Raw genomic sequence first — 25,486 nt, forward strand, 5'->3', positions numbered from 1 at the left:
CTTTCCTCAGGCTGAACGATGTAGCGGCATCCTTTAGAAACGCGAGACGGGGAAAAGGAATGCGGGTCGCTACTGCTCAACCCGCACCTTTCACGAAACGTGGTAAACAAGCCGTTAATATCGATGAGAATTTTTTAACGTTTGCAGTCCAACGGCCGCTTTTGGCAGCAATTGCGGCTGAATTCGTCAAACCGGAAACGCATGACACGGCGGGATCTCAGTGCGCCGCATCGATCGAATAGGCGCTGATGCGGGAGAGATGAATGAAGGAAAGGCCGGTCTCCTCGGCCCAGTCGTTGAAGGCCTTCTGGATCAGCGGCTGGTCCTTCTTCGCCGTCCCGGAGGTAGACAGCGGCACGCCGGCCGATCTGAGGCAGGCAAGCACATCCATCGTCGCAACGAAGCTGTCGCGGCCGATGCCCCGCAGGAAATATTGCCCGGTCATGCCGCCGAGCCGGCTGCCGCGTTTGCTCAACAGGTCGAGGAGACCGACCTGGTCTTCCCGCGGCCAGTCGGCGAGGAAGACGCCGGCGCTGCCATATTCCTTCGCCAGCTCCCTGATGAAAGCGGCATTGGCGCGAACGGACATGATCTTCGCGCCGTTGCGGATGATCCGCTCGTCCGAGGTCAGTTCATGCCAATAATCATCGGGCGCGATATTCAGCATTGCCGGATCGAAACCGGAAAACGCCGCCTCGAAGCCCGGCCACTTCGCATCGATCACCTTCTGGACGAAGCCGCTGTAGAAGATGCGCCGGGTCATGTCGGCGAGAATACGATCGTCGGGCATGGCGCGCAGCCGGTCGTGATCCGGCCGATGCTTTTCCAGCAAGGCCTGCAGCGCGGCCGCTCCGCCTTTCCGCTCTTCCGCACGCTGCCTTATCGCCTCGAAACTGATCATGCCGGCCGCCCCTTACGCAATTGCCGTTGGAAAGACGCCTCCGCTTATACGCCGTTCCACAATGGGCAAGGAAGGGGAGATGACGTCTCGTGCTTCCGGGCACTTCGTCGCCCGCAGATTCGTGGTCCGCGAATTTTTTCGAGAAAGATCGCAAAGCTGCAGAATTTGACGTTTACGCAAACGTCAATATTTTGTAAGACAGTGCCCGAGGCCGGTGCGACCCGGTCAGTCGAATGGAGGAATTCGCGAAATGCCAGTCTACAAGGCCCCGGTGAACGATACGCTCTTCGTCCTGAATGATGTGCTGGGCCTCGAACGCTACAACAATCTGCCGGGTTTTGCCGATGCCACGCCTGACATGATCGAGGCGATCCTCGGCGAGGCGGGGAAAGTTGCCGAGGAGGCGCTCTTCCCGGTGAATTATTCCGGCGATCAGGAAGGCTGCCATCGCCACGACGATGCCAGCGTCTCGACACCAAAAGGCTTCAAGGAGGCTTATAGGGCCTATCGCGAAGGCGGCTGGATCGGCCTTGCCGTGCCTGAGGAATTCGGCGGGCAGGGGCTTCCCTATACGCTGCATTGCGCCGTCGGCGAATATACGTCCGCAGCCAACATGTCGCTGATGATGTACCCCGGCCTGACGCAGGGCGCGATCGCCGCGATCCTCGTCCACGGCACGCAGGAGCAGAAGGACACCTACTTGCCGAAGATGGTCGACGGTTCCTGGTCGGGCACCATGAACCTGACAGAGCCGCATTGCGGCACCGATCTCGGCATGCTGCGCACCAAGGCGGTGCCGCAGCCTGACGGCAGCTACAAAATATCAGGCCAGAAGATCTTCATCTCCGCCGGCGAACACGACCTGACCGACAATATCGTCCACCTGGTGCTCGCCCGCATCGAAGGCGCGCCCGAGGGCACCAAGGGCATCTCGCTGTTCATCGTTCCGAAATTTCTGGTCGGCCAGGACGGCGCGCTCGGTGCCCGCAATACCGTCTCCTGCGGCGCGATCGAGCACAAGATGGGCATTCACGGCAACGCCACTTGCGTGATGAATTACGACGAGGCGACCGGTTTCCTGATCGGCGCCGAAAACCGCGGCCTCAACGCCATGTTCGTGATGATGAACGAGGCCCGCCTGATGGTCGGTCTGCAGGGCATCGCCATTTCCGAGGTCGCCTATCAGAACGCCGCCGCCTATGCCCGCGACCGCATCCAGGGCCGCTCGCTGTCCGGCGTCAAGGCGCCGGACAAGAAGGCAGATCCGATCATCGTCCATCCCGATATCCGCCGGACGCTGATGACCATCCGCGCCTTCAACGAGGCCGGCCGCGCCTTCCTGCTCTGGACCGCGCTGAAATCCGATATCGCCCACCGCGCCACCGACGAGAAGGAGCGCCAGACGGCCGACGATATTCTCGGCCTCGTCACGCCGATCCTCAAGGGCGTGATGACCGACCGCGGCTTCGACCATGCCGTCATGGCCCAGCAGGTCTTCGGCGGTCACGGTTATATCGAAGAACACGGCATGAGCCAGTATGTGCGGGATGCCCGCATCGCCATGATCTATGAAGGCGCCAACGGCATTCAGGCGCTCGATCTCGTCGGCCGCAAGCTCGCCTTGAACGGCGGTCGCGCCGCCATGGCCCTGTTCAAGGAGATCGGTGATTTCTGCGAAGAGAACCGCAGCGACGAAAAGCTCTCCTTCTTCACCAAGCATCTGAAGAAGGGCTTGAACGACGTCCAGGGCGCGACCATGTGGTTCATGCAGAACGCCATGGCCAAGCCCGACAATGCCGGCGCCGGCTCGACCGACTATATGCATCTCTTCGGCCTCGTCGTCCTCGGCTATATGTGGGCGAAGATGGCGAAAGCCGCCGAGGACGGCCTTGCGTCAGGTGATGGAACCCGTGAGGATTTCCTGAAGAACAAGCTGGTGACCGCCCGCTTCTTCATGGAACGCATTATGCCGGAAACCGCGCTGCGCAAAGCCCGCATCGAAGCCGGCGCCGATGCGATGATGGAACTCGCCGCCGAAGCGTTTTAATTGAGGTTCCTTCTCCCCAGCGGGGAGAAGATGTCCGAAGGACAGATGAGGGGGTGAGCGACGAAGGAGCGAACGGCCGCGCGCAAGCAAGGCCGAGTTTGCCGCGAGCGCCCCCTCATCCGACCTTCTCCCCGAGGGGGGAAGGGGGAGTTGAAATTCACCGGCGCCGCCGCGCCGTCAGGGAGATGAGGAATGACCGAGGTTTTCATTTACGATCACGTCCGCACGCCGCGCGGCCGCGGCAAGAAGGACGGCGCCCTGCATGAGGTGCCCTCCGTCCGCCTCGCGGCCAAGAGCCTGGAAGCGATCCGCGACCGCAACGGGCTCGATACCACAACCGTCGACGACATCATCATGGGCTGCGTCGATCCGGTGATGGATGCCGGCGCCGTCATCCCCAAGGCCGCCGCCTTCGAAGCCGGTTATTCCACCAGGGCGCCCGGTATGCAGATCTCCCGTTTCTGCGCCTCCGGCCTCGATGCCGTCAATTTCGGCGCTGGCAAGATTGCCCAAGGCGCCGATGACATCGTCATCGCGGGCGGCGTCGAAAGCATGTCGCGTGTCGGCCTCGGCATGTCGGGCGGCGCCTGGTTCATGGACCCCTCGGTGAATTTCCCGGCCTATTTCATGCCGCAGGGCGTATCGGCCGATCTCATCGCCACCAAATACGGTTTCAGCAGGACCGATGTCGACGCCTACGCCGTCGAGAGCCAGAGGCGCGCTGGACATGCCTGGGAGCAGGGTTGGTTCGACAAGTCGGTCGTCCCGGTCAAGGATCAGAATGGCCTGACGATCCTCGATAAGGACGAGCATATGCGCCCCGGCACCGATATGCAGGCGCTCGCATCCCTCAATCCGTCCTTCCAGATGCCCGGCGAGATGGGCGGCTTCGAGGCCGTCGGCATCCAGGCGCATCCTGAGATCGAGCGCATCAACTATGTTCATCACGCCGGCAATTCCTCCGGCATCGTCGATGGCGCGGGCGTCGTCCTGCTCGGCTCGAAGGTGGGTGGCGAGAGCATGGGACTGAAGCCGCGCGCCCGCATCAAGGCCTTCGCCAATATCGGCTCCGATCCGGCCCTGATGCTGACCGGCCCTGTCGACGTCACCGAGAAACTGTTGAAGCGGACCGGCATGAGCCTTGCCGATATCGACCTCTTCGAGCTCAACGAGGCCTTCGCCGCCGTGGTGCTGCGCTACATGCAGGCCTTCGACATCGACCACGCCAAGATCAACGTCAATGGCGGCGCCATTGCCATGGGCCACCCGCTCGGCGCCACCGGCGCGATGATCCTCGGCACGGTGCTCGACGAACTCGAACGCCGCGATCTCAATACCGCGCTGGTGACGCTCTGCATCGGCGCCGGCATGGGCACGGCGACGGTTATCGAACGCGTTTGATCGGATCTGAACCCTCCCTTGTCGGGGAGGGGCTTCACCGCAAGAGAGTTCAGGGAGAGGAATTCCCAAGATGAGCAGCTACAACAATTTCACGCTCGAAACCGACGCCGATGGCATCGCTCTCGTCACCTGGGACATGCCCGGCAAATCGATGAACGTCTTCACCGCCGAGGTGATGGAAGAGCTCAACGCCATCATCGACGCCACGACGGCCGACGCCGGCGTCAAGGGCGTCGTCTTCACCTCGGGCAAGTCCTCCTTCTCCGGCGGCGCCGACCTGTCGATGATCAAGTCGATGTTCGGCTCCTATCAGAAGGAGAAGGCGAAGAGCCCGGAAACGGCCGTTCAGACGCTTTTCGGTCTCGTCGGCCGTATGTCCGGCCTGTTCCGCAAGCTCGAAACGTCGGGCAAGCCCTGGGTATCCGCCATTAACGGCACCTGCATGGGCGGCGCTTTCGAACTGTCGCTCGCCTGCCACGGCCGCGTCGCCTCCAATGCCAAGAGCGTCAAGATCGCGTTGCCCGAGGTCAAGGTCGGCATTTTCCCCGGCGCCGGCGGCACCCAGCGTGTGCCGCGGCTTGCCAATGCTCAGGATGCGTTGCAGATGATGACGACGGGCCAATCGCTGACCGGCTCCCGCGCCAAGGCGATGAACCTCGTGCATCAGGTGGTCGAGCCGGATCAACTGATCCCGGCCGCCAAGCAGATGATCAAGGACGGGCTGAAGCCGGTTGCCCCGTGGGACGAGAAGGGCTTCAAGCTGCCGGGCGGCGGCATCTGGACGCCGGCCTCCGCCCAGCTCTGGCCGGCCGCACCGGCAATCCTGCGCCGCGAAACCTCCGGCAATTACCCCGCCGCGCTCGCCATCCTGAAATGCGTTTATGAAGGCCTGCAGGTGCCGTTCGACACGGGTCTCAAGATCGAGCAGCGTTATTTCACCGAGGTGCTGCAGACCCGCGAAGCCTTCTCGATGATCCGCTCGCTGTTCATCTCCATGCAGGAGCTCGGCAAGGGCGCCCGCCGTCCCGCCGGCATTCCGAAGACCGAACTCAAACATGTCGGCGTCGTCGGCGCCGGTTTCATGGGCGCCTCGATTGCCTATGTCACCGCCGCCGCCGGTCTCCCGGTGACGCTGATCGACCGCGACATGGAGGCTGCCGCCAAGGGCAAGGCCGTCTGCGAAGGCCTCGTCAAGGATTCCGTCGGTAAGGGACGCTTTACGCAGGACGAGGCGGCGGCGCTTCTCTCCCGCATCACGCCTGCCGCCGACTATGCCGGTCTCGCCACCGCCGATCTCGTCATCGAGGCGGTGTTCGAAGATCGCGAAGTGAAGAAATCGGTCATCGAGGCGGTTGAAGCCGTACTGCCGGAAGGCGCGATCTTCGCCTCCAATACCTCGACCCTGCCGATCACGGGTCTTGCGAAGAACTCGAAGCGCCCGGCCGATTTCATCGGCATCCACTTCTTCTCGCCTGTCGAAAAGATGATGCTGACCGAGGTCATCCTCGGCAAGGAGACCGGCGACAAGGCGCTCGCCGTCGCGCTCGACTATGTCGCGGCGATCAAGAAGACGCCGATCGTCGTCAACGACACCCGCGGTTTCTTCGTCAATCGCTGCGTGCTGCGCTACATGTCGGAAAGCTACGACATGCTGATCGAAGGCGTGCCGCCTGCGATGATCGAGAACGCGGCCAAGATGGCCGGCATGCCGGTCGGTCCCCTGGCGCTCAACGATGAGGTCGCCATCGACCTGTCGCTGAAGATCCTCAAGGCCACCATCGCCGATCTCGGCGAGAAGGCGATCGACCCCAGGCATATGGAGCTCATCTCCCGCATGGTCGAAAAGGAGGGCCGCTTCGGCCGCAAGAACTCCAAGGGTTTCTACGACTATCCGCCGAAACCGGCGAAGAAGTCGCTTTGGCCCGAGCTCAAGGACTTCTATCCGCAGAAACAGGCGGATGAGGTCGATGTCGCCGTCCTCAAACAGCGTTTCCTCGTCACCATCGCGCTCGAAGCCGCCCGCACGGTCGAGGAAGGTATCGTCACCGATCCGCGCGAAGCCGACGTCGGCTCGATCCTCGGCTTCGGCTTCGCGCCCTATACCGGCGGGGCGCTGAGCTATATCGACGGCATGGGTGTGAAGGCTTTCGTCGAGTTGGCGGAAAAGTTAGCCGAGGCTTACGGCAGCCACTTCAAGCCGACGCCGCTGCTGAAGGACATGGCCGCCAAGGGCGAGACCTTTTATGGGCGGTTCGATCCCTATGCGGGGGCGAAGGCAGCGGCGTAAGCGCGATCCGCGGCCTTGGTATTAACGGGAGTATCTTTACCGTTGTGCCGTGGCCGCCCCCCTCTGCCCTGCCGGGCATCTCCCCCACAGGTGGGGAGATCGCAAGTGGCTAAACCTTCCCGCCTCTCTACCGTTTCGCCCGGCGGACACCAGTTGTTTGGGGAAGCCGGTGCGCCCAGCCAATCTCCCCACCTGTGGGGGAGATGCCCGGCAGGGCAGAGGGGGGCTTACACGGCACGACGTTAGTGAACACCCCGCCAAGCCGAATTCGACTTTCCCTTGCCGACGCCTTGCCGCGGACACAATTTGCAATTACATGTCTCCGCATCGATCTTGCTAGATGAACTTTGAAACGGCGCTTGCGTCGTTCCTGGCGACCTTCCTCCAAAATCGGTTTTCATCGCCGCTTGGGCTTTGCCCGGGCTGCAATCTTCTATGAGCGATTCGAAAAGGATATCGTCATGAGCACAGGTACAGTAAAGTGGTTCAACGCAACCAAGGGCTTCGGCTTCATTCAGCCGGATGACGGCGCAGCCGACGTTTTCGTCCACATCTCCGCCGTCGAGCGTGCCGGCATGCGCGATCTCAAGGATGGCCAGAAGCTGTCTTACGAGCTCGTCCGCGACAACAAGTCCGGCAAGATGTCGGCAGACCGCCTCCAGGCGGCCTAAATCTTGACGCGTCCTCTTGGACGCGTGGAGCTTTGAATATCATCTCCGGATCGTGACCACGGATGTACTGGCACGGTTCGTTGAGATGGCAGGGAAGGTCGGGTTAGCCCGGCCTTTTTGCGTTTCTGGCCGGCAGGCCAGAGGGGGCGCTCAGGGTGCGACCTCAACCTCCGGACGCCCCGTCACTCTCCAGCATCGCCATCACCCGCGCCATGACAGCCCGCGCCGCGTCGAGCTCGGCCGACGTAAACGCGGCGCCGAGCCCATCCGCCCATCCGGCCTGCGCCACCTCGATCACCCCCAGCCGCTCGGCCCCTTCGTCCGTTAGCCGCACCAGCTTCGCCCGCTGGTGCTCCGGATTGTCGGCATAGGCGATCAGCCCTTCGCCCGCCAGCACGTCGGCAAGCCGCTGCACACCCTGGCGGGCGAGGCCGAGCGCGCGCGCGATTTGCGCCACCGACATGTCGCCGCGCCGCGCCGCCGCCAACACCTGCCAGCGCGCGCTCGTCTGTCCCGCGGGCTTTGCCAGCCGGTCGCCGGCCGCGATCAGATGGCCGGCAAGACGAAGGGCCGTGATCGCGAAAGCGGAAAAGGCGTCCCCTTCCACGGTTCGCTCCGGTCGCTTTTGTTTGACAACATGTTGTCTATTCTGTATCTCATCCATCGTGACAACATATTGTCATAGTTCTGCGCCCGCTGCAACGCCGAAGGAGGAGATCACCATGAAGAAGACCTACAGAGGAAGCTGCCATTGCGGCAAAGTGCACTACGAGGTGGACATGGACTTCGAAGCGGGCACCGGCCGCTGCAATTGTTCGATCTGCGCCAAGCGGCGCTATTGGGGCGCCAACGTCAAGCCGGAGGACTTCCGGCTGATGTGCGACGAGGAGGAGATGTCAGACTACCAGTTCAACACGATGAGCGGCCATCACCGCTTTTGCCGCACCTGCGGCGTGTCCGCCTTCGGCGACGGTTATGTCGAAGCGATCGGCGGCGCCTATGTCTCGATCAACATCGCCTGCCTCGACGATATCACCCCTGAGGAACTGGCGGCCTTATCAGTCCGTTATGCCGACGGCAGGCACGATGCCTGGTGGAACGAACCGGCGGTGACGAGTTACCTCTGAAGCAATTCAGCAGCCGATGTCGGATCGTCCTCCTCCCGTTCGTCCTCTGTCCACAACGGAAAGGAGAACGACCGTGAAAGACGAAGCCAGGATCAACGAAGAGGCGATCATCGCCATGCTGATGATGCGGGCCAAGGCGCTGGGCGAAAAGAACGCCGCGGAGGCGCTTTCCTATGAGGCCGAGGATTCCGTCGAATTTTCGCTGGCGCCGCCGCTGGTCTACTACGGCCAGGACGAGGCGGGTCTGCAGGCGTGGTTCGACACGTGGGAAGGCCCGATCGGCGGCGAGGTACGCGATGCCAAGTTGACGGTCGGCGGGGGTGTCGCGTTCTGGAGCGGCCTCATGCATATGACCGGGACCAAGACCGATGGCGCCGAGGTCGATCTCTGGTTCCGCCAGACCCTCGGCATCGTCAAGCAAGACGGGCATTGGATCGTCGCTCACCAGCATGCCTCCGTGCCCTTTGCCATGGATGGCAGCGGTCGTGCATTGCTCGATCTCAAGCCGTGACGTGGGCCTTGTATGTCAGGCCATCATCCTGCGGCCACTACGGACAGCGATGATCCCGATGCCCATCAAAAGCAGGATGGCCGTCGCATAGATATCCGTCGTCAGGCCATAACCTGCCGATTTCGCCAGGAAGCCGGCAAGGATCGCCGGCAGGCTGAAGGCGAGATAACTCTGGACGTAGAAGGCGGCAAGCAGGCCTGCCCGTTCCTCCGCCTTGGCGAGCGGCATGATGGTGCCGATCGAGCCGAGGAAATTGGTGCCGAAGCCGGCGCCGGTGAAGACGGTGCCGACGAGAAGCAGCGGCACATTGGCAAGATGCACGCCGGCAACGACCGTCAGGATGCCGAGCGTTTTGGCCGACACGCCGAAACCGAGATTGGCCGATGCCGTCTTGCCGCGCCTGAGATAGACGGCGATTGCTCCGCTCACCATCAGCGCGGTCACGACAGCCCCGCCCGTCAGCGGCGCGCGGCTGCCGGTCGTGCTGGCGACCAGCGACGGTACCAGCGAGAGGTAGAAGCCGGCAAGCGTCCAGTTGGCGATGTTGATCGGCGTCACCAGCGACAGCGGCCGCTTCACCTGCGGCGGAATGACGACCCGCGGCATCAGCGAGCCGAGCGCGCCGGGTCGCCTGCCGCCCGTCTCCCGGGTCAGCCAGATGCCGCCCGCCTGCAGGGTGAAGGCGATGATCAGCAGCGCATAGGTGAGATGCATCGGGAACGGGCCATATTGGATCAAGGCGCTGGTGCCGACCGCGCCGACCGCCATGCCGCAAAGCGGCGCGATCGAATTGACGATCTGCCCCTTTGCCCGATCGACATCGACAAGCGCCGCTCCGAGCGAAGCGCCGGCAATGCCGGTCGCCACACCCTGAACGGTCCGTGCCGCGATCAGCCAGCCGGGGCCGTTGGCGACGACGAACAGCCCCATGGCAAGGATTTCGAGTAAGAGGGCTGAGAAGATCACCGGCTTCCTGCCCAGATGGTCGGAGATCGAACCGGCGATCAGGAGCGCCGCCAGCAGGGCGAAAGCGTAGACCGCGAAGATCACCGTAATCACCACCGGCGAGAGCGAGAAATTCTCCTGATAGATGCGGTAGAGCGGCGTCGGCGCCGCTGAAGCGCCGAAGAAGGTGGCGAGCGTCAGTGCGTGAAAGCCGATCGAGGGGGCTGGCGCATTCTCTGTGGATTTGACTGAGGCGAGCATATATAAGCCCCTTAAAGCTAAGCCGTTGCGTTAGCTCCATTTAAGGCGCTTGCGGCATAAAGGCAAATTCTTTGCGTTAATGCATCTTTCAAAGATTTTGAACCATAGAACTGAGAAGGCGTAAGTCGGGGTGCGGGCATGGCATTGAAAGAAAATCTCCGGCCGGGTGGCAGAAGTGCCCGGGTTCAGGCATCGGTTCACAAAGCCGTCCGCGAGCTGCTGGCCGAGATGAACCGCGCCGAGGTGACGATCCCGCTGATCGCTGCCAGGGCGGGGGTGACCCCGTCGACCATCTACCGCCGCTGGGGCGACCTGCAGGAGCTGCTGGCCGATGTCGCCGTCGAGCGGTTGCGGCCGGATATGCAGCCGGTCAATGCCGGCAGCGGCAGGGCCGACCTCGAAGCCTGGGCCGAGCAATATGCCGAGGAAATGTCCTCCGGGCCAGGCCGTGAGATGATCCGCGATGTGCTGGCGGCGCAGGCCGGCGCCAATGCCTGCAAATGCGCCGAATATATGCGCCAGCAGATCGTCGTCATTGCCGACCGGGCGAAGGCGCGCGGCGAGGCCTTTCCCGATGTCGACCGTGTCATGGATGAGGTCGTGGCGCCGATCATGTACCGCATCCTGTTCGGCGACGTGCCGGATGCCGCGCGTGTGCGCTCTCTCGTCGCACGCCTCATGACCACGACGGACTGAATCTCTTACTCTGCGGCTGCGCGTTTGAGGCCGGATATTTGAGTGATATACGCGCGCAGCGCCGCCGGACGTACCGGTTTGTGCTGAACGGCGATGTCGTGCCGCTCGGCCTCGCCGCGCACCTCAAGCGTGCGGTCGGCGGTGATCAGCAAAGCCGGGAGATCCGTGCCGAACTGCCGGCGCAGGTGCAGGATCGCGGCAATGCCGGTGCCGTCGTCGAGATGATAGTCGGCAATGACGAGATCCGGCGGCCCGCCATCGCCATCGCTTGATATGACGTCTGCGAGGCAATCGAGCGCCCTGACCTCGCAGCCCCAGCCGCTGAGCAGCAGCCGCATGCCTTCAAGGATCTTCGGCTCGTTGTCGATGCACAGGACCTTGAGCCCCTTCAGCGGCTGCCCGCCGCGTTCGGCAGGGGCGACGGCTGCCGCGGCTTCGGCCGGGCGCGAAGCGTCGAGCGGCATGGCGATGCGGAACTCGGTGCCTTTGCCATGCATCGAATGCAGCTCGACCCGATGATTGAGCACTCGGGCGATGCGGTCGACGATCGAAAGGCCGAGACCGAGGCCGGAGGCGGTCTTTGCACCTTCGTCCAGGCGCGCGAATTCCTTGAAGACGGTGCGGAATTTCGACGGCGGAATGCCGATGCCGGAATCGATCACCTGGATGATCACCTGGTTGCCGCGTCGCCGCGCCCCGACCAGCACCTTGCCGGTGATCGTGTATTTGATGGCGTTGGAAACGAGGTTCTGGACGAGGCGACGCAGGAGATTGGGATCGGAGCGCACTCTGAGCGATGTCGGCATAACCACCAGCTTCAGCTGTTTTTCCCGCGCGATCGGCGCAAAATCCGTCTCGATGCGCTCCAACAGGTCTGACAGCGCGACGGAGGCGAGCCGCGGCCGCATGGCGCCGGTATCGAGCCGGGAGATATCGAGCACCGCGCCGAGAATGGTCTCGACCGATTCCAGCGCCGAATCGATGTTGCGCACGATCGGGCTGGTGTCGGATTGCGCCATGCGTTCGACCAATGCGGAGGAATAGAGCCTGGCGGCGTTGAGCGGCTGCAGGATGTCGTGGCCGGCGGCGGCGAAAAAACGGGTCTTGCCTATATTCGCTTCGTCGGCGGCGGCCCGCGCTTCGGCGAGTTCGCGGTTGACGCGGGTGAGCTCCGCCGTGCGTTCGGCGACGCGCTGCTCCAGCGTCTCGTTCGCCTGCTTCAGCGCCTGGTCGGCGCTGACGCGCTGGGTGATGTCGGTGAAGGTGGCGACGATGCCCTTGTCGGGCATGGCGTTGGAGCGCACCTCGATGATCCGCTCGCCGCCGCCGAGCACCAGCGCGAAGGGTTTGTCGAGCGTCAGGAAATGCCGCACCGTCTGCTGCAGGTCGCCGGGCGCGATGTCGCCGCGCTGGCTGAGAATGGTGACGATGTCGGAGAGGGGAAAACCGACCTGGCCGGCATTCTCCGGCAGATCGAGCAATTGCCGGAAGCGGCGGTTCCAGATCGTCAGCCGGTTGGAACTGTCGAAGACGGCAATGCCCTGGTCCATCTGCGAAAGCGCGGTCTGCAGCATGTCCTGGTTATATTGCAGCGCCTCGCTCGCCTGGTCGAGCAGCCAGGCGGTGTCGGACGAGGCGTCCTCGATCTTCTGCAGGATCAAGGACAGCACCAGCCGCGCCGAGGAGGAACCGATGGCGCTGCCGAGCAGCTGTTCGCTGAAATGGATGAGCGCCATATCGGCCGGCTGTTCGTCCTCCAGCTTGCGGCCGGAGCTTTGTTCGTAAGTGGTGAACGAGCGCTGCATGCGCTCTTCGCCGAGATAGCGCGAGATCGCCACCTTGAGGTCGCCGACGCTGATGCGGGTCTTCCAGCCGCGCGTGGCAAATTGCGAGCGCGAATGCCGCTTGACGAAGATGCCGGCCTGAATGCGTTCCAGCGGCCTGGCATTGCGGGTGAGCGATCCGACGATGACGAAGGCGGTGTTGACGAGCAGGCTCATGACCGTCGCATTGACCAGCGGATCGGCATCGGGCGCAGTAAACAGAGTCGCGCCGGGGAAGATGAAGCCGAGCACGGCGCTTGCCACATGCGAATAATCGGGACCGCCGAGCGACGGCAGGAACAGCAGGTAGATCCAGATGACGAAGCCGGACGTCAGCCCGAGGATGGCGCCGCGCGCATTTGCCCGCCGCCAGATCAGCCCGCCGAACAGCGCTGGGGCGATCTGCGCGATCGCCGCAAAGGAGAGAAGCCCGATCGAGGCGAGGCCGGCCGTGCTGTCGGTCGAGCGGTAATAGGCATAACCGAACAGCAGCACGGCGAAGATGGCGCTGCGGCGGATGTTGAGCAGCGTCTTGGCGAAATCGTCGCGCTGGCCGGCGCGGCCGGCGAGCTTGCGCCTCAGGAAGATCGGCATGATGATGTCGTTCGATACCATGATCGACAGTGCCACGGAATCGACGATGACCATTGCCGTCGCGGCGGAGAAGCCGCCGATGAAGGTGATCAGTGTTACCACGGGCATCTGGCCGGCGAGCGGCAGCGACAGCATGTAGAAATCGGCATTGCCGCCGCCGCCGAAGGTCAGCAATCCGCCGATCGCCACCGGCAGCACGAAAAGATTGATCGCGATGAGATAGAAGGGAAACAGAAAGCCCGCGAGTTTCAGCTGCTTTGCCGTTCGGTTTTCCACGACCGTCACGTGAAATTGCCGCGGCAGCATGATGATCGCAAAGGCCGACAGCAGGATCAGGGTGATCCAGCGGCTGATCGGCGTATGATAATTCAGCGCCGACATCACCAGGCTGTTTTCCACGGTCTTCTGCCAGAGATCGGCCGGACCGTCGAAAAGAAACCAGATGACGCAGATGCCGGCCGTCAGGAAGGCGACCAGCTTGACCACCGATTCCATCGAAACCGCGAGGATCAGTCCGTCCTGATGTTCGGTCGCATCGGTATGGCGCGTGCCGAACATAATGGCGAAGCAGGCAAGCACCAGCGTCGCCAGCAGTGGCAGGTCGAGAAAATAGAGATTGCCGCTGCCGATGCCGTAATCGGACGGGTTGACCATGGCGCTGACGGTGCTCGAGATCGCCTTCAGCTGCAGCGCGATATAGGGAATGGTGCCGATCAGCGAGATCAGCGCGACGATCGTGGCGACCGTCGGGTTCTTGCCGTAGCGCGCGGCGACGAAATCGGCGACCGAGGTGAGTTTTTCGGCCTTGGCGAGCTCGATGATGCGGCGAAGCAGCGGCATGCCGAGCGTGAAGACCAGAATGGGGCCGATATAGATGCCGGCAAATTCCAACCCTCGCTGCGCCGCAAGCCCGACGCTGCCGAAATAGGTCCAGGAGGTGCAATAGATCGCCAGGCTCAGCGCATAGACGACCGGCCATCCGCCTTCCGGCGCACCCGGGCCGCGGTCCTTGCGGTCGCCATAGCTCGCCACGGCGAAAAGCAGCAGCAGATAGCCGAAGGCAGACGCGAATATGACCCAGCCTGGAAGCATTGACCCTCCGCCGGCGAAAAGCCGCCGGCACCTGCCGCAATACAGGTCAGCTTAAGTCATTTCAGGAGCCTTGAAAATTCCCGCCCATCTACACCTTAAGTCAAAGGCTGCACGCGGGACATGGCCGGATTATTGCGATTTGCAATTGATTAATTGCGATGAAGATGTAGCTAATGAAAACAACTGCATACCTCTGAAATGGATCGAAGGGAGACGGATCGGATGCTCAATGAGTTCAAGGCCTTTATCGCCCGCGGCAATGTCATGGATCTTGCAGTCGGCGTCATCATCGGCGGCGCCTTCGGCGGCATCGTCAAATCTTTGGTCGATGACCTTATCATGCCGATCGTCGGCGCCATTATGGGCGGCTTCGATTTTTCGAATTACTTCCTGCCACTGTCCTCGGCCGTCAACGCGCCCACACTTGCCGCCGCCCGCGCCCAGGGCGCGGTATTCGCCTATGGCAGCTTCCTCACCGTTCTCATCAATTTCCTGATTCTGGCCTGGATCATCTTCCTGATGGTCAAGGGCGTCAATTATCTGCGCATGCAGGTCGAGCGCCAGGAAAAGGCCGCACCGGAAGAGCTGCCCCCACCGCCGGCGGATGTTCAACTGCTGACGGAGATCCGCGATCTCCTCGCCACGCGCCCGACGGCTGATCGGGGCTGAAGTCGGCGGCTCCGTCCCAAACCCACTGCTGTCCGTTCGTGTCGATAGCTGCCCCTCACCCTAGCCCTCTCCCCGTAAAAACGGGGAGAGGGGACGTGCCTTGCTAGAGGTCGGTGGGGACTGGAGAGATTGCGGCAGATCCCCTTCTCCCCGTCAGAAGGGGGAGAAGGTGCCGGCAGGCGGATGAGGGGCAGGCGTCAATCTCCCAGCGGGATTTTTTCCGTCGGCCCAGCCCGGCCATTCATCACGAAAATCGATATAGCATCACTGGATATCATGGGATTTGCCGGCGCAAATCTTCTATGAAGGCGGAAACCGGAGATATGCATGTCGATCGTGAAAAGCCTGAGCCCGCGCGCCATGGCGGCGCCCGAAAGCGGGATCGTCGAAGTCGTCAATTATGCCCGCGGCCGGCAAGGCCTGCTGCCGCTCTGGGTGGGGGAAGGCGACCTGCCGACGCCTGATTTCATCAGCAGGGCGGCGATGGAGGCGCTTGCTTCAGGCGAAACCTTCTATACTTGGCAGCGCGGCATTCCCGAGCTTCGCCGGGCGCTGTCGGATTATTATTTCAGACATTTCGGAATCCGGCTTCCGGTCGAGCATTTCTATGTCACCGGCTCCGGCATGCAGGCGATCCAGATCGCCGTGCAGGCGCTGACCTCGCCGGGCGACGAATTCGTCTATCTCACCCCGGCCTGGCCGAATATCGCCGCCGCGCTCGAAATCGCCGGCGCGCGCGCCGTCGGCGTCGAACTGCAGTTCACGGGCGGCAGATGGGGGCTCGATCTCGACCGCCTCGCAGCCGCGATCACGCCGAAGACTCGGGGTCTGTTCATCAACACGCCGTCAAACCCGACCGGCTGGACCGCAACCCAAAAGGATCTCGACGAAATCCTCGCCCTTGCCCGCAAACACGATCTCTGGATCATGGCGGATGAGATCTACGCCCTCTATTATTTTGCCGGTGGCCGGGCGCCCTCCTTCCTCGACATCATGGAAGAGGGCGACAAGATCGTCTTCGTCAATTCCTTCTCGAAGAACTGGTCGATGACCGGCTGGCGCGTCGGCTGGATCGTCGCTCCGCCCGAGATGGGACAGGTGCTCGAAAACCTCATCCAATATTCGACATCGGGTGTGGCGCAGTTCATGCAGAAGGGCGCCGTCGCGGCGCTCGATCAGGGCGACGATTTCGTGCGCGCCAACATCGCCAAGGCCGCCCGTTCCCGCGACATCCTCTGCGATGCGCTGATTGCCACCAACCGCGTCGAGACGCTGAAGCCGGACGGCGCACTCTATGCCTTCCTGAAGATCGACGGGGTTACCGACAGCCGCAGGGCCGCGATCGACATCGTCGACAAGACGGGCGTCGGTCTCGCCCCCGGAACCGCTTTCGGCGCCGGCGGCGAGCTGTTCCTGCGCGCCTGTTTCCTGCGCGACCCCGGCCAGATAGCGGTCGCTGCCGAGCGGCTCTGCGATTATATCGTCAAACTCTGAGAGGGCCGCCGAGAGCGCGCGCCGGGCCGATTTTGCGTCGGAACGGCCGGATCGCTAAAACTTGAGCAAAGCCCGAAATCGGCCTCTAACCACGACTCCAAACATAAGCGTTGAAAGGGTCCCGAACGGCCCTGCGATAAGAAAATTGGAAAGAAAAACCGGCGCCTGATGCCCCTGCTTCTAAAAAGCGAAAGCAGGGGTGTGGGACATGGCGGTTTTGGTGACGGGTGGGGCCGGTTATATCGGCAGTCACATGGTTTGGGCGCTCATCGATGCGGGCGAGGATGTGGTGGTGCTCGACTGCCTCTCCACCGGCTTTCGCTGGGCCGTGGCGCCGGCGGCGCGTTTCTACCTCGGCGACATTGCCGATCCCGACATCCTGAAGAAGATCTTCATCGAAAACGACATCGAGGCGATCATCCATTTCGCCGGCTCCGCCGTCGTCCCGGTCTCGGTCGCCGATCCGCTTTCCTACTACGACAACAACTCCGGCAAGACCCGGGCGCTTCTCTCCGCCGCGATCAAGGCCGGCATCCGCAATTTCGTCTTTTCGTCGACAGCGGCCGTCTACGGTCAGCAACAGAACGACCTGCCGGTGAAAGAGAATGCCTCCCTCAATCCGGAAAATCCCTATGGCCAGTCGAAGCTGATGACCGAATTCATGCTGCGCGATGCCGCCGCCGCCTATGATTTCAACTATGTCGCGCTCCGCTATTTCAACGTCGCCGGCGCCGACCCCGATCGCCGCACCGGCCAGTCGACCGCAGGGGCCACGCATCTGATCAAGGTCGCCTGCGAGGCAGCACTCGGCAAACGCGACAGTGTCCATGTCTATGGCATCGACTATCCCACTCATGACGGAACCGGCGTGCGCGACTACATCCATGTCACCGATCTTGCCGACGCGCATCTGAAAGCGCTGCAGCATCTGCGCAGGGACAAAGGCTCGCTGGTTGCCAATTGCGGTTATGGCAGCGGCTATTCGGTGCTCGACGTCTTGAACATGGTCACCCGCCTGCACGGGCATTCTTTCAAAATCCATATGGCGCCGCGTCGCCCCGGCGATTCGGCCAGCGTCGTCGCCGACGCTTCGCTCGCCCGCCAGGTGCTCGACTGGAAGCCCCGCCACGATTCGCTCGAGACCATCGTTCAGAGCTCGCTCGATTGGGAACTCTTCCTGTCGAACAGAAATGTCGACGACCTGCACAGCATCCACCGGGCGCTTGCCGCCGCATCCTTCTGAACCGTGCTCGACGGCAGCCTGTTTACGGGCTTGCCGGAAATGCTCTGGAGCGATGCCGCATCGTCGTCTATGCATGGTTCAAAAGCGGAGGTGAACCATGCAGGACAGCGAAGTCATCATTGAGCGGCGAGGCGCTGCCGGCATCATCCGGCTCAACCGGCCGCGGGCGCTGAACAGCCTGACGCTGGCGATGATCCGGACGATCGCCGAAGCGCTTGACGGCTTTGCCCGCGATGCCGACGTGGCGATTGTCGTGGCGACGGGGGAAGGCGAACGCGGCTTCTGCGCCGGCGGCGATATCCGCGCCCTGCACGAGAGCGCCCAGGCCGGCGACGGCCTCGCCGGAACCTTCTGGCGCGAAGAATTCCGACTCAACCATTTGATTTCCGTCTATCCCAAACCCTATGTGGCGCTGATGGACGGCATCACCATGGGCGGCGGCGTCGGCCTATCGTCGCACGGCCGCCACCGCATCGTTACCGAGCGCACCCGGCTGGCGATGCCAGAAACCGGTATCGGCTATGTCCCCGATGTCGGCGCCACCTGGCTTCTGCCGCAGGCACCCGGTGAAGCCGGGACATGGCTCGGTCTGACGGGCCTCGATATCGGCGCGGCCGACGCGATCCACGCCGGGCTTGCCGATGTTCAAATCGCTTCCTCGCGACTAGGCGAGGTGATCGATGCGCTGTCCACACTACCATGCGGTAGTTCGTCGATTGATGTCGATACCGCCTTGCAGGCGTTTGCGGAACCTCAGGGTGAAAGCCGGCTGCGGCAGAACGCAGCGGTGATCGACCGTGCGTTTTGTTTCGACAGCGTCGAGGAGATACTCGCGGCGCTCGGCCGGGAGGCGGGAGAGTTCGCCGACGAGACGCGCCGCGTACTGCTGGCGCGTTCGCCGACCAGCCTGAAGCTCGCTCTGCATCTGCTGAGAGCCGGCCGCCGCAGCGCGTCGCTGGCCGAATGCCTCGGCCGTGAACTCGGCGCCTGCCTGCAGATGTTGCACAACCCGGATTTCTTCGAGGGCATCCGCGCCGCCGTCATCGACAAGGACCGCAATCCAAAATGGTCGCCCGCGTCAGTCGAGGCTGTGGAACCGGCAATCCTGGAGCGTTTCCTGAAACCGGCCGACCCGCCGCTTTCGCTCTGACACCGCACCTCTGAGTACTAAGTGCAGGCACAGTTCGGCGGGCGATAACCGATGCTTCTTCACGCCAGCCTGTACACTACCAAACCTTCGCGACGGCCCGCTGAAGCTATAGGCTGGCCTATCCTAAGGCGTAGCCTTTCCTCTCCCTTGACCTGATCGACCGTCAGCACGCCCCGACATAGTGTCCGCGACGTGACCCCTAACCGACATCTCGATCACGCAAAACAGGAGCGCATCATGTCGCCGGCAGAAGCAAAACCCCGTACGACCGGTCAGCAGGAGCCTGGCAGGCCGAAGCCCGAAGAGTTGGTTCCGTCGCGCTATGCGGTGCGGATCGGTGAAATTGAAGTGCTGATTATCAGCGATGGCGTGTTGCCGCTCCCGACTGCGATGCTGGGACACAACGCCGACGCGGCTGACCGGGCAGTCTGGCTGGACGATATGTTCCTGCCGCGAGACGCTTTCGACTGGGCGTTGAACGTGGTTCTTGTGCGCAGCAGCGGGCAGACCATTCTCATCGACGCCGGGCTAGGCTTGGATCCGGACTTGAACTTGCCGCGCGCCGGGCAGTTGATCAAGCGATTGGAAGCCGCTGGCATCGATCTGACATCGGTGACCGACGTGGTACTTACCCACTTGCATATGGATCACATCGGCGGGCTGCTGGTCGATGGCGTGAAGGACCAGTTGCGTGCTGATCTCAGGATCCACGTGGCGGCCGCAGAGGCCAAGTTCTGGGAGGCGCCCGATTTCAGCCACGTGTCCATGCCGCCGGGCTTTCCGGATGCGCTTCGGGCAACGGCAAAGCGGTTTCTCGGCGAGTACGGCAGCCATCTCAAGCTGTTCGATGAGCGGTCCGAGGTGGCGCCGGGTGTTGTCGTCCAACGCACCGGCGGCCATACCCCTGGCCACAGCGTGGTTCGCCTGGCATCCGGCGGCGACCGCCTGACATTCGCCGGCGATGCCGTGTTCGCGGTCGGGTTCGAGCACCCCGACTGGTACAATGGTTTCGAACACGATCCCGAGGAGGCCGCTCGCGTTCGCATCGATCTTCTCAGGGAGCTGGCAGCGAACGGCGAACAGCTGGTGGCCACCCACCTGCCGTTCCCGTCGGTCGGCCGGGTGGCGGTCGACGGTGACGTCTTCCGTTGGGTGCCGGTGTTCTGGGACTACTGAGCGCCTGCCAGGTCAGAGCTGAAGCAAAGCGCGTCGCATGGATCGGATCCGCTGCGGCGCGTTCAGAGCATGATGCCGAAAAGTGTGAGCGGTTTTCGGGCGACATCATGCTCTAACTCTTTAATTCAGAACAGGATTCGGATTTTCGGCCGACCGGGCCTAAAATCATCCTGTTCTAGCGCCACATGCCGCGCATCCGGGCGCCGACATCGATGCGCACCTGCCGCGCCTGCGCTTGCGCGGCGGCGTCCGATTTCACCTGCGGCCAGTTGCAGGCCTCGAAGAATTGCAGCAGGGTCGCCGGAATGAAGCGGCTGCGCGAGGCATAGACGTGACGGTCGCCCTGGGCGTTCTGCCCATAGGTGAAGAAACGCTGCGGCACGACGAGGTCGAGACCGTCGCGGGCGCGGGTCATCGCCACATAGAGCAGCCGGCGCTCCTCCTCGATTTCGGCGGTGGCGCCGACGGCAAGATCGCTCGGAATGCAGCCGTCGACCACGTTGAGCATGAAAACCCTCGTCCATTCCTGGCCCTTGGCCGAATGGATGGTCGACAGAATGAGATAATCCTCGTCGAGCAGCGGCACGCCGGCCTGGTCGCTGGTCGCATCCGGCGGATCGAGGGTGAGCTCGGTGAGGAAACGCTCACGCGAGGCATAACCGCCAGCAATCTGCTCGAGCTGTAACAGATCGGCCTGCCGCGTTGCCGCGTCCTCATGCAGACGCTCCAGATGCGGCGCGTACCATTGCCGCGCCAGCTCGATTTCCGCCGGCCAGCCGGCCCTGCCGGATTTCATCTCCTGCAGCATGGAAACGAAAGCCGCCCAGTCCTCGCCGGAGCGCGGCGGCGCCGGCATGGCGGCGAGCGCCGACAGCGGGCTTGCATCCTCGGCCATCAGGTCGAGCGCCTTCTGCGCCGTCGACGGGCCGACGCCCGGCAGGATTTGCATCAGGCGGAAGCCGGCCACCCGGTCGCGCGGGTTCTGGGCGAAGCGAAGGGCGGCCAGCATGTCCTTGACATGGGCGCTGTCGAGAAATTTCAGCCCGCCGAACTTGACGAAGGGAATGTTGCGCCGGGTCAGCTCAACCTCCAGCGGCCCGCTGTGATGCGAGGCGCGGAACAGCACCGCCTGCTGCTTGAGCTTGAGGCCCTCTTCGCGATTGTCGAGCACCTTGTCGGCGACATAACGCGCCTGCTCGGCCTCGTCGCGCACGGTGACGAGGCGCGGCCGCTCGGCCGATTGCCGCTCGGTCCAGAGATTCTTGGTGAAGCGCTCCGAGGCGAGATCGATGACGGCGTTGGCGGCTGTCAGGATCGGCTGCGTCGAGCGATAGTTGCGGTCGAGCGTGACGATATTGGCGGGCGGGCTGAAGGCGGCGGGAAAATCGAGAATGTTGCGCACCGTCGCTGCGCGGAAGGAATAGATCGACTGCGCATCGTCGCCGACGACGGTCAGTCCCCGACCGCCGGGCTTCAGCGCCATCAGGATCGAGGCCTGCAGCCGGTTGGTGTCCTGATATTCGTCGACCAGCACATGGTCGAAACGGCTGCCGATATCCTCGGCAATCACGTTCTCGCCGACCATCTGCGCCCAATAGAGCAGGAGGTCGTCGTAATCGAGCACGTTCTGGGCCTGCTTGGCCTCGACATAGCAGGCGAAAAGCTCGCGCAGCTGTTTTTCCCACGCCGCGCACCAGGGAAAGGCGTCGCGCAGCACCTGGTCGAGCGCCGTCTCCGAATTCACCGCCCTGGAATAAATGGCAAGGCAGGTGCCCTTGGCCGGAAAGCGGCTTTCCGTCTTGGAGAAGCCGAGATCGTGCCGGATGAGGTTCATAAGGTCGGCGCTGTCTTCGCGGTCATGAATGGTGAAATCGGCGTCGAGGCCGATCTGCTGGGCATATTCGCGCAGCAGCCTAGCGCCGATACCGTGGAAGGTGCCGGACCAATGAAGCGCATCGGTCATGACGCCGGCCTTCGAACCGAGCACGTCGCGGCAGATGCGCTCGACGCGCCGCGCCATCTCGGCGGCGGCCCGGCGCGAAAAGGTCATCAGCAGGATGCGGCGGGGATCGGCGCCCTTGACGATCAGATGGGCGACCCTATGCGCCAAGGTATTCGTCTTGCCGGAACCGGCGCCGGCGATGACCAGCAACGGCCCGGCAATATGGCTGCCGTCGGTGAGCGTGCCGTGCTCGACGGCCATGCGCTGCTGGGGATTGAGTTTCTCGAGATACATCCAGCCGTCCGGTCGGGCTCCGGCAGAATCACTGCAAGAGGATTAGATGTTCCTTGAATGTTCGCGATTGCCGGCGATGTCAAGTCGGGAACCGGGCAATCCTCAATCGGGGAAATCCGGCCCCACTTCGCGACGCACCAGCTTCAGGCTGCGGTCCGGCTGAAGAATATAGGTCTCCTCCACGCGCTGGCCACTCTCATTGTAGAACTGGTTGTAAACGGCGCTGCCGACCGGCGACTTGGTCAGCTTGGTTCGCGGTTGGCCGCCATAGGTGATGCTGCCGGGGATGGGGTCGAGCGCCGGGCTGTCGGCCGAGGAGCAGCCGGCCAGCAGGGCGCCGGCGAAAAAGGCGGGCAGTAGCGCTTTCATCGTCGTCATTCCTCTCGGACTGCCGCCAGATATGGAACGGCGGCGCCCTCCGCCAAGGGTGCAGCACCGCACAGTGAGAATATCACTTGCACATCCCAGGGCCTGGCAACGGAACCAAAACGCCCTCCCACGTGTTGAAATGCCGGATCTGAAACGCTGGAGACCATCATGCAGACGCTTCCTCGCCTCTGGGCGTCCACTCTGATCATCGGCTGCGGTGTCTTTGCCGGCTCGGCCTATGCCTCGCTCGAAACCGGCACGGATTATTCCGCGCTTCCGAAGGACCAGATCGCGCTCAACGAATATACTGAAACGACCGCCTGCACGCCTGTAGAGCCGCACTATCTGCCGTCCTTCATCCGCACGGGCGACGGCACGATCATCGGTGTCGGGTATATCGAGGTGGAAAATGCGGGTGACGCGGCCTGCTGAAAATCCGATCTGCTCTGAAGCATGATGCCGAAAAGTGTCGGCGGTTGTCGGACGACATCCATGCCTGGCCCTTCGAACGAGGCTCGCCTGCGTTTTGGGTGACGAGCCTCTGACCATCATCATGATGGCTGGGTGTTTTCTATCGAAACAGCTGTCTCAGGCGCAACGCCTTTTGCGCCCAAACCCGGCAACGGCTCGATCCAGGGTTAAGTAAAAATTATACAATGTATCGTTCCGGCACGCCTTGCCGAACAAATCAAAAAACAGCCGGGCGTTCCTCGCCGTGTTAATGCAGCAGCTTCAGCTTCGCCTCTTCGGCAGCCGCCAGGAATTCGGCTCTTGCCTCTTCCACGCTCTTCCGTCCGTCGAGTGCTGCCCGACAGGTGCTGCGCGCCTTGATATAATGCAGTCCGCGCGCGCTCGGCCAGAGATCCGCCAGGCATTTCAGCGCATCGAACGGCCCGTTGACGGTTCTGAGGTCAGCGCCTTCGAAACCGACCTTGACCGGGTCGTGCCATTTTTCAGTTGCCATCGATGCTCCTCCAGGGTTTCGACAGAACTACGGTGCAGCGCCCGCCTATCCTCAGGCGAGACACGGCCATGATAGCCATTCTAGCGAGATTTTTGCGGTCAACAATGGTGAATCGTTTGTTGCTGGTGAAACGGAAATGCCACCTGGCGACACGCGATCGTAGGATTCGAAGGGGGGACGCCCGTACGCGAAGGAGAGGCCTTCAATAAACCATAAGGTGCAGGCCCGTATCGCTGATCCGTGCTCCGCAAGCTAAGAGTTCAATATATGGTTAGGCGGAAATCTGATCCAGACTGCTATTTTCTATGGCGCGCTGGCAATGCCGCCTCTTGCCCACGGCGCGGAGATATCGGCTGAAGAAGCCTTCCTCGTCAATATTTCCATCGAAACTGTCCCGCGAATGCAGCGGGAATATCTGCGGGTCAACCTTCAGCGGCTGGGGCTATTAGATTCACACATTGTCGAAAGCTGATAAGAGGAGGTCTACGCCGCGTTTGGCGGCCTGGAACTGCTGCCATCCGTCGAGCATGACAATTGGCCCAGGCTTGCCATAGTAGCCGGTCCAGCCGCCGAGGCGGGCGCAGACCCAGGCGGCGTAGGCCAGCGACCCTTTGGGATGCGGGTTCTTCTGTCTGGCGGTGTTGCCCTCCAGCTTGGCGCAGAAGGCTTCCAGCAGCGGTCGGTCGCTTGGCGCGAAGGCGTCTTCGATGGGGCGCAAGGTGCCGCCGGGCGGGGCGCCGTCGCGGGCATGCACCAGTTGCTGCACGATGACGGCGGCGACGAAGGCGGCCGTCACCAGATTGCTCAACGCCCCCTCGTCCTCGATGCGCAGGCCTTCGATATCGAAGCCCTGCGTCTTCAGGGTGCGGAACAATTGCTCGATCGTCCAGCGGCGGCGATAAAGGGCGATGACCGCCGCCGCCTGGTCGGCATCCGACACCGCGTAGGTCGTCAGCAGCCGCCAATGGATCGGCGTCTCGCCCGGTGGCGGCGTGCTCTCGCGCACATCCAGCAGATAAAGGCGCACCCCACCCGGGGTCTTCTTGTAGATGCCGTTCTTCGGGTGCGGCAATGTCACCGCGCTGAAGCGGATCGCCAATTGCGTGTCGCGCTCCTTGCGGCCCGGCTTGGCCGGCAGGGTGAAGGCAAGGTTTGCAGCAACCGGCAAGGCATCGGCCATGGCAAACAGCGACGGCTGGTCCTTGCCGAGGCTGCGGTCTTTGGCGGCGCGCACGACAAGGTCGACATTGGCAGGCCTTCGGGTGAAGGCCTCATAGATATCGCTTTCGCGGTCGGCAATGACGGTGATGTGGCGCGCGGCTTCGCAAACCTTTGCCGCCCGGTCGGCGCCCTCCAGCCAGCGATAGCTCTCCTTCTCCTCGATCGCACGCGCCCGCTGGGTGCCGCGCTTGCCCTGGTCGCGGCTTAGAAACTGTCCATGGATCGCCCCGACGATCGCGCCATCGTCGGCGTCGACCCCGATCATCGCATGCAGATAAAGACCGCCACCGCCGCTGGAACGGACCACCGTCGTATCCTGAATGGCCAGGATGTGCCGATCCGCGCAGCGGCCGGCCGTGCGCAAGGCCGCTTCATCGATCATCGCCTGCGGATCGACCGCTCCATTGCGCAAGAACCGGGTCAAGCGGATCTCTCCGGCCCGATTGCCGCCGAGCTTGCGCACCCGCATTCCCTGGCCGGCCGTCGCAATAAGGCGCTCCAGCAAGAACGCCCCCCTTTTTCCAGGCGACGGTCGCCAAACCGCCCCAGGCTCAAATCATCCATCGCTCAATTCTCCTGCTTGCAGCAAGAGAATCAGAACGCCATTC

General features: G+C 62.7%; 21 protein-coding genes. 13 read left to right on the plus strand and 8 right to left on the minus strand.

The genetic code is table 11. From position 1 onward, the window contains the following. Positions 1–217: 217 nt before the first annotated feature. Positions 218–901, minus strand: a complete 684-nt coding sequence (locus tag N2597_RS01005) for a DNA-3-methyladenine glycosylase I (protein WP_038686765.1) — start codon at positions 899–901, stop codon at positions 218–220. A 250-nt stretch (positions 902–1,151) separates the two neighbouring features. Here N2597_RS01005 and N2597_RS01010 point away from each other — a divergent pair, with 250 nt between their 5' ends. The 4 genes from N2597_RS01010 to N2597_RS01025 all read left to right on the plus strand — a co-directional run bounded on the left by N2597_RS01010 (position 1,152) and on the right by N2597_RS01025 (position 7,307). Further along, complete coding sequence (locus N2597_RS01010; RefSeq protein WP_183599003.1) at positions 1,152–2,948, plus strand: acyl-CoA dehydrogenase C-terminal domain-containing protein; 1,797 nt, start codon at positions 1,152–1,154, stop codon at positions 2,946–2,948. 192 nt (positions 2,949–3,140) lie between these two features. Beyond that, on the plus strand, positions 3,141–4,349 hold the full coding sequence (locus N2597_RS01015) for an acetyl-CoA C-acetyltransferase (protein ID WP_038686769.1): 1,209 nt from the start codon (positions 3,141–3,143) through the stop codon (positions 4,347–4,349). 70 nt (positions 4,350–4,419) lie between these two features. Then, positions 4,420–6,636 carry a 3-hydroxyacyl-CoA dehydrogenase NAD-binding domain-containing protein gene (locus N2597_RS01020; RefSeq protein ID WP_183599001.1) on the plus strand — a complete coding sequence of 739 codons (2,217 nt, stop codon included), beginning with the start codon at positions 4,420–4,422 and terminating at the stop codon, positions 6,634–6,636. Between the two features lie 461 nt (positions 6,637–7,097). Beyond that, a complete protein-coding gene (locus N2597_RS01025) occupies positions 7,098–7,307 on the plus strand; it encodes a cold-shock protein (protein WP_003545273.1) in 210 nt (69 codons plus the stop codon). 163 nt (positions 7,308–7,470) lie between these two features. On the opposite strand, the gene N2597_RS01030 is transcribed toward N2597_RS01025, so the two are convergent. Further along, positions 7,471–7,971 (minus strand): MarR family winged helix-turn-helix transcriptional regulator, encoded by a 501-nt coding sequence (locus N2597_RS01030; protein WP_106796837.1) that lies wholly within the window; start codon positions 7,969–7,971, stop codon positions 7,471–7,473. 58 nt (positions 7,972–8,029) lie between these two features. Here N2597_RS01030 and N2597_RS01035 point away from each other — a divergent pair, with 58 nt between their 5' ends. Further along, the gene (locus N2597_RS01035) at positions 8,030–8,434 is read left to right on the plus strand and encodes a GFA family protein (RefSeq protein WP_183598999.1); all 405 of its coding nucleotides are present in this window, start codon (positions 8,030–8,032) and stop codon (positions 8,432–8,434) included. Between the two features lie 73 nt (positions 8,435–8,507). Continuing rightward, positions 8,508–8,945 carry a YybH family protein gene (locus N2597_RS01040; protein ID WP_106796835.1) on the plus strand — a complete coding sequence of 146 codons (438 nt, stop codon included), beginning with the start codon at positions 8,508–8,510 and terminating at the stop codon, positions 8,943–8,945. Between the two features lie 15 nt (positions 8,946–8,960). Here the strand turns inward: N2597_RS01040 and N2597_RS01045 are convergent, their stop codons facing one another. Beyond that, positions 8,961–10,151: an MFS transporter gene (locus N2597_RS01045; RefSeq protein WP_183598997.1), complete on the minus strand. Its 1,191-nt coding sequence runs from the start codon at positions 10,149–10,151 to the stop codon at positions 8,961–8,963. Between the two features lie 138 nt (positions 10,152–10,289). Here N2597_RS01045 and N2597_RS01050 point away from each other — a divergent pair, with 138 nt between their 5' ends. Then, a complete protein-coding gene (locus N2597_RS01050) occupies positions 10,290–10,847 on the plus strand; it encodes a TetR/AcrR family transcriptional regulator (protein ID WP_183598995.1) in 558 nt (185 codons plus the stop codon). A 5-nt stretch (positions 10,848–10,852) separates the two neighbouring features. Here N2597_RS01050 and N2597_RS01055 read toward each other — a convergent pair whose 3' ends face one another. Next, the gene (locus N2597_RS01055) at positions 10,853–14,356 is read right to left on the minus strand and encodes a PAS domain-containing hybrid sensor histidine kinase/response regulator (protein ID WP_183598993.1); all 3,504 of its coding nucleotides are present in this window, start codon (positions 14,354–14,356) and stop codon (positions 10,853–10,855) included. Between the two features lie 222 nt (positions 14,357–14,578). On the opposite strand from N2597_RS01055, the gene mscL reads away from it, so the two are divergent. From mscL to N2597_RS01080, 5 genes are all read left to right on the plus strand, one after another. Further along, on the plus strand, positions 14,579–15,025 hold the full coding sequence (mscL, locus tag N2597_RS01060; protein WP_009995006.1) for a large conductance mechanosensitive channel protein MscL: 447 nt from the start codon (positions 14,579–14,581) through the stop codon (positions 15,023–15,025). 327 nt (positions 15,026–15,352) lie between these two features. Beyond that, positions 15,353–16,519, plus strand: coding sequence for a pyridoxal phosphate-dependent aminotransferase (locus N2597_RS01065; protein WP_183598991.1), 1,167 nt, complete (start codon positions 15,353–15,355; stop codon positions 16,517–16,519). A gap of 208 nt (positions 16,520–16,727) precedes the next feature. Further along, positions 16,728–17,762 carry a UDP-glucose 4-epimerase GalE gene (galE, locus tag N2597_RS01070; protein ID WP_096763617.1) on the plus strand — a complete coding sequence of 345 codons (1,035 nt, stop codon included), beginning with the start codon at positions 16,728–16,730 and terminating at the stop codon, positions 17,760–17,762. 97 nt (positions 17,763–17,859) lie between these two features. Then, complete coding sequence (locus tag N2597_RS01075; protein WP_096768837.1) at positions 17,860–18,912, plus strand: enoyl-CoA hydratase/isomerase family protein; 1,053 nt, start codon at positions 17,860–17,862, stop codon at positions 18,910–18,912. Between the two features lie 237 nt (positions 18,913–19,149). Continuing rightward, positions 19,150–20,088, plus strand: coding sequence for an MBL fold metallo-hydrolase (locus N2597_RS01080; RefSeq protein WP_183598989.1), 939 nt, complete (start codon positions 19,150–19,152; stop codon positions 20,086–20,088). A gap of 175 nt (positions 20,089–20,263) precedes the next feature. On the opposite strand, the gene N2597_RS01085 is transcribed toward N2597_RS01080, so the two are convergent. Next, the gene (locus N2597_RS01085) at positions 20,264–22,324 is read right to left on the minus strand and encodes an ATP-dependent helicase (protein WP_086155890.1); all 2,061 of its coding nucleotides are present in this window, start codon (positions 22,322–22,324) and stop codon (positions 20,264–20,266) included. A 102-nt stretch (positions 22,325–22,426) separates the two neighbouring features. Then, on the minus strand, positions 22,427–22,693 hold the full coding sequence (locus tag N2597_RS01090) for a hypothetical protein (protein WP_086156412.1): 267 nt from the start codon (positions 22,691–22,693) through the stop codon (positions 22,427–22,429). Between the two features lie 168 nt (positions 22,694–22,861). Here N2597_RS01090 and N2597_RS01095 point away from each other — a divergent pair, with 168 nt between their 5' ends. Continuing rightward, the gene (locus tag N2597_RS01095) at positions 22,862–23,125 is read left to right on the plus strand and encodes a hypothetical protein (RefSeq protein ID WP_009996062.1); all 264 of its coding nucleotides are present in this window, start codon (positions 22,862–22,864) and stop codon (positions 23,123–23,125) included. 286 nt (positions 23,126–23,411) lie between these two features. Here N2597_RS01095 and N2597_RS01100 read toward each other — a convergent pair whose 3' ends face one another. Further along, positions 23,412–23,657 (minus strand): DUF982 domain-containing protein, encoded by a 246-nt coding sequence (locus N2597_RS01100; RefSeq protein WP_009996061.1) that lies wholly within the window; start codon positions 23,655–23,657, stop codon positions 23,412–23,414. A 451-nt stretch (positions 23,658–24,108) separates the two neighbouring features. Further along, on the minus strand, positions 24,109–25,383 hold the full coding sequence (locus N2597_RS01105; RefSeq protein ID WP_341356215.1) for an IS4 family transposase: 1,275 nt from the start codon (positions 25,381–25,383) through the stop codon (positions 24,109–24,111). Between the last annotated feature and the right edge of the window lie 103 nt (positions 25,384–25,486).

The sequence above is a fragment of the Rhizobium sophoriradicis genome (genome assembly GCF_025200795.1).
Taxonomy (GTDB): Bacteria; Pseudomonadota; Alphaproteobacteria; order Rhizobiales; family Rhizobiaceae; genus Rhizobium; species Rhizobium sophoriradicis.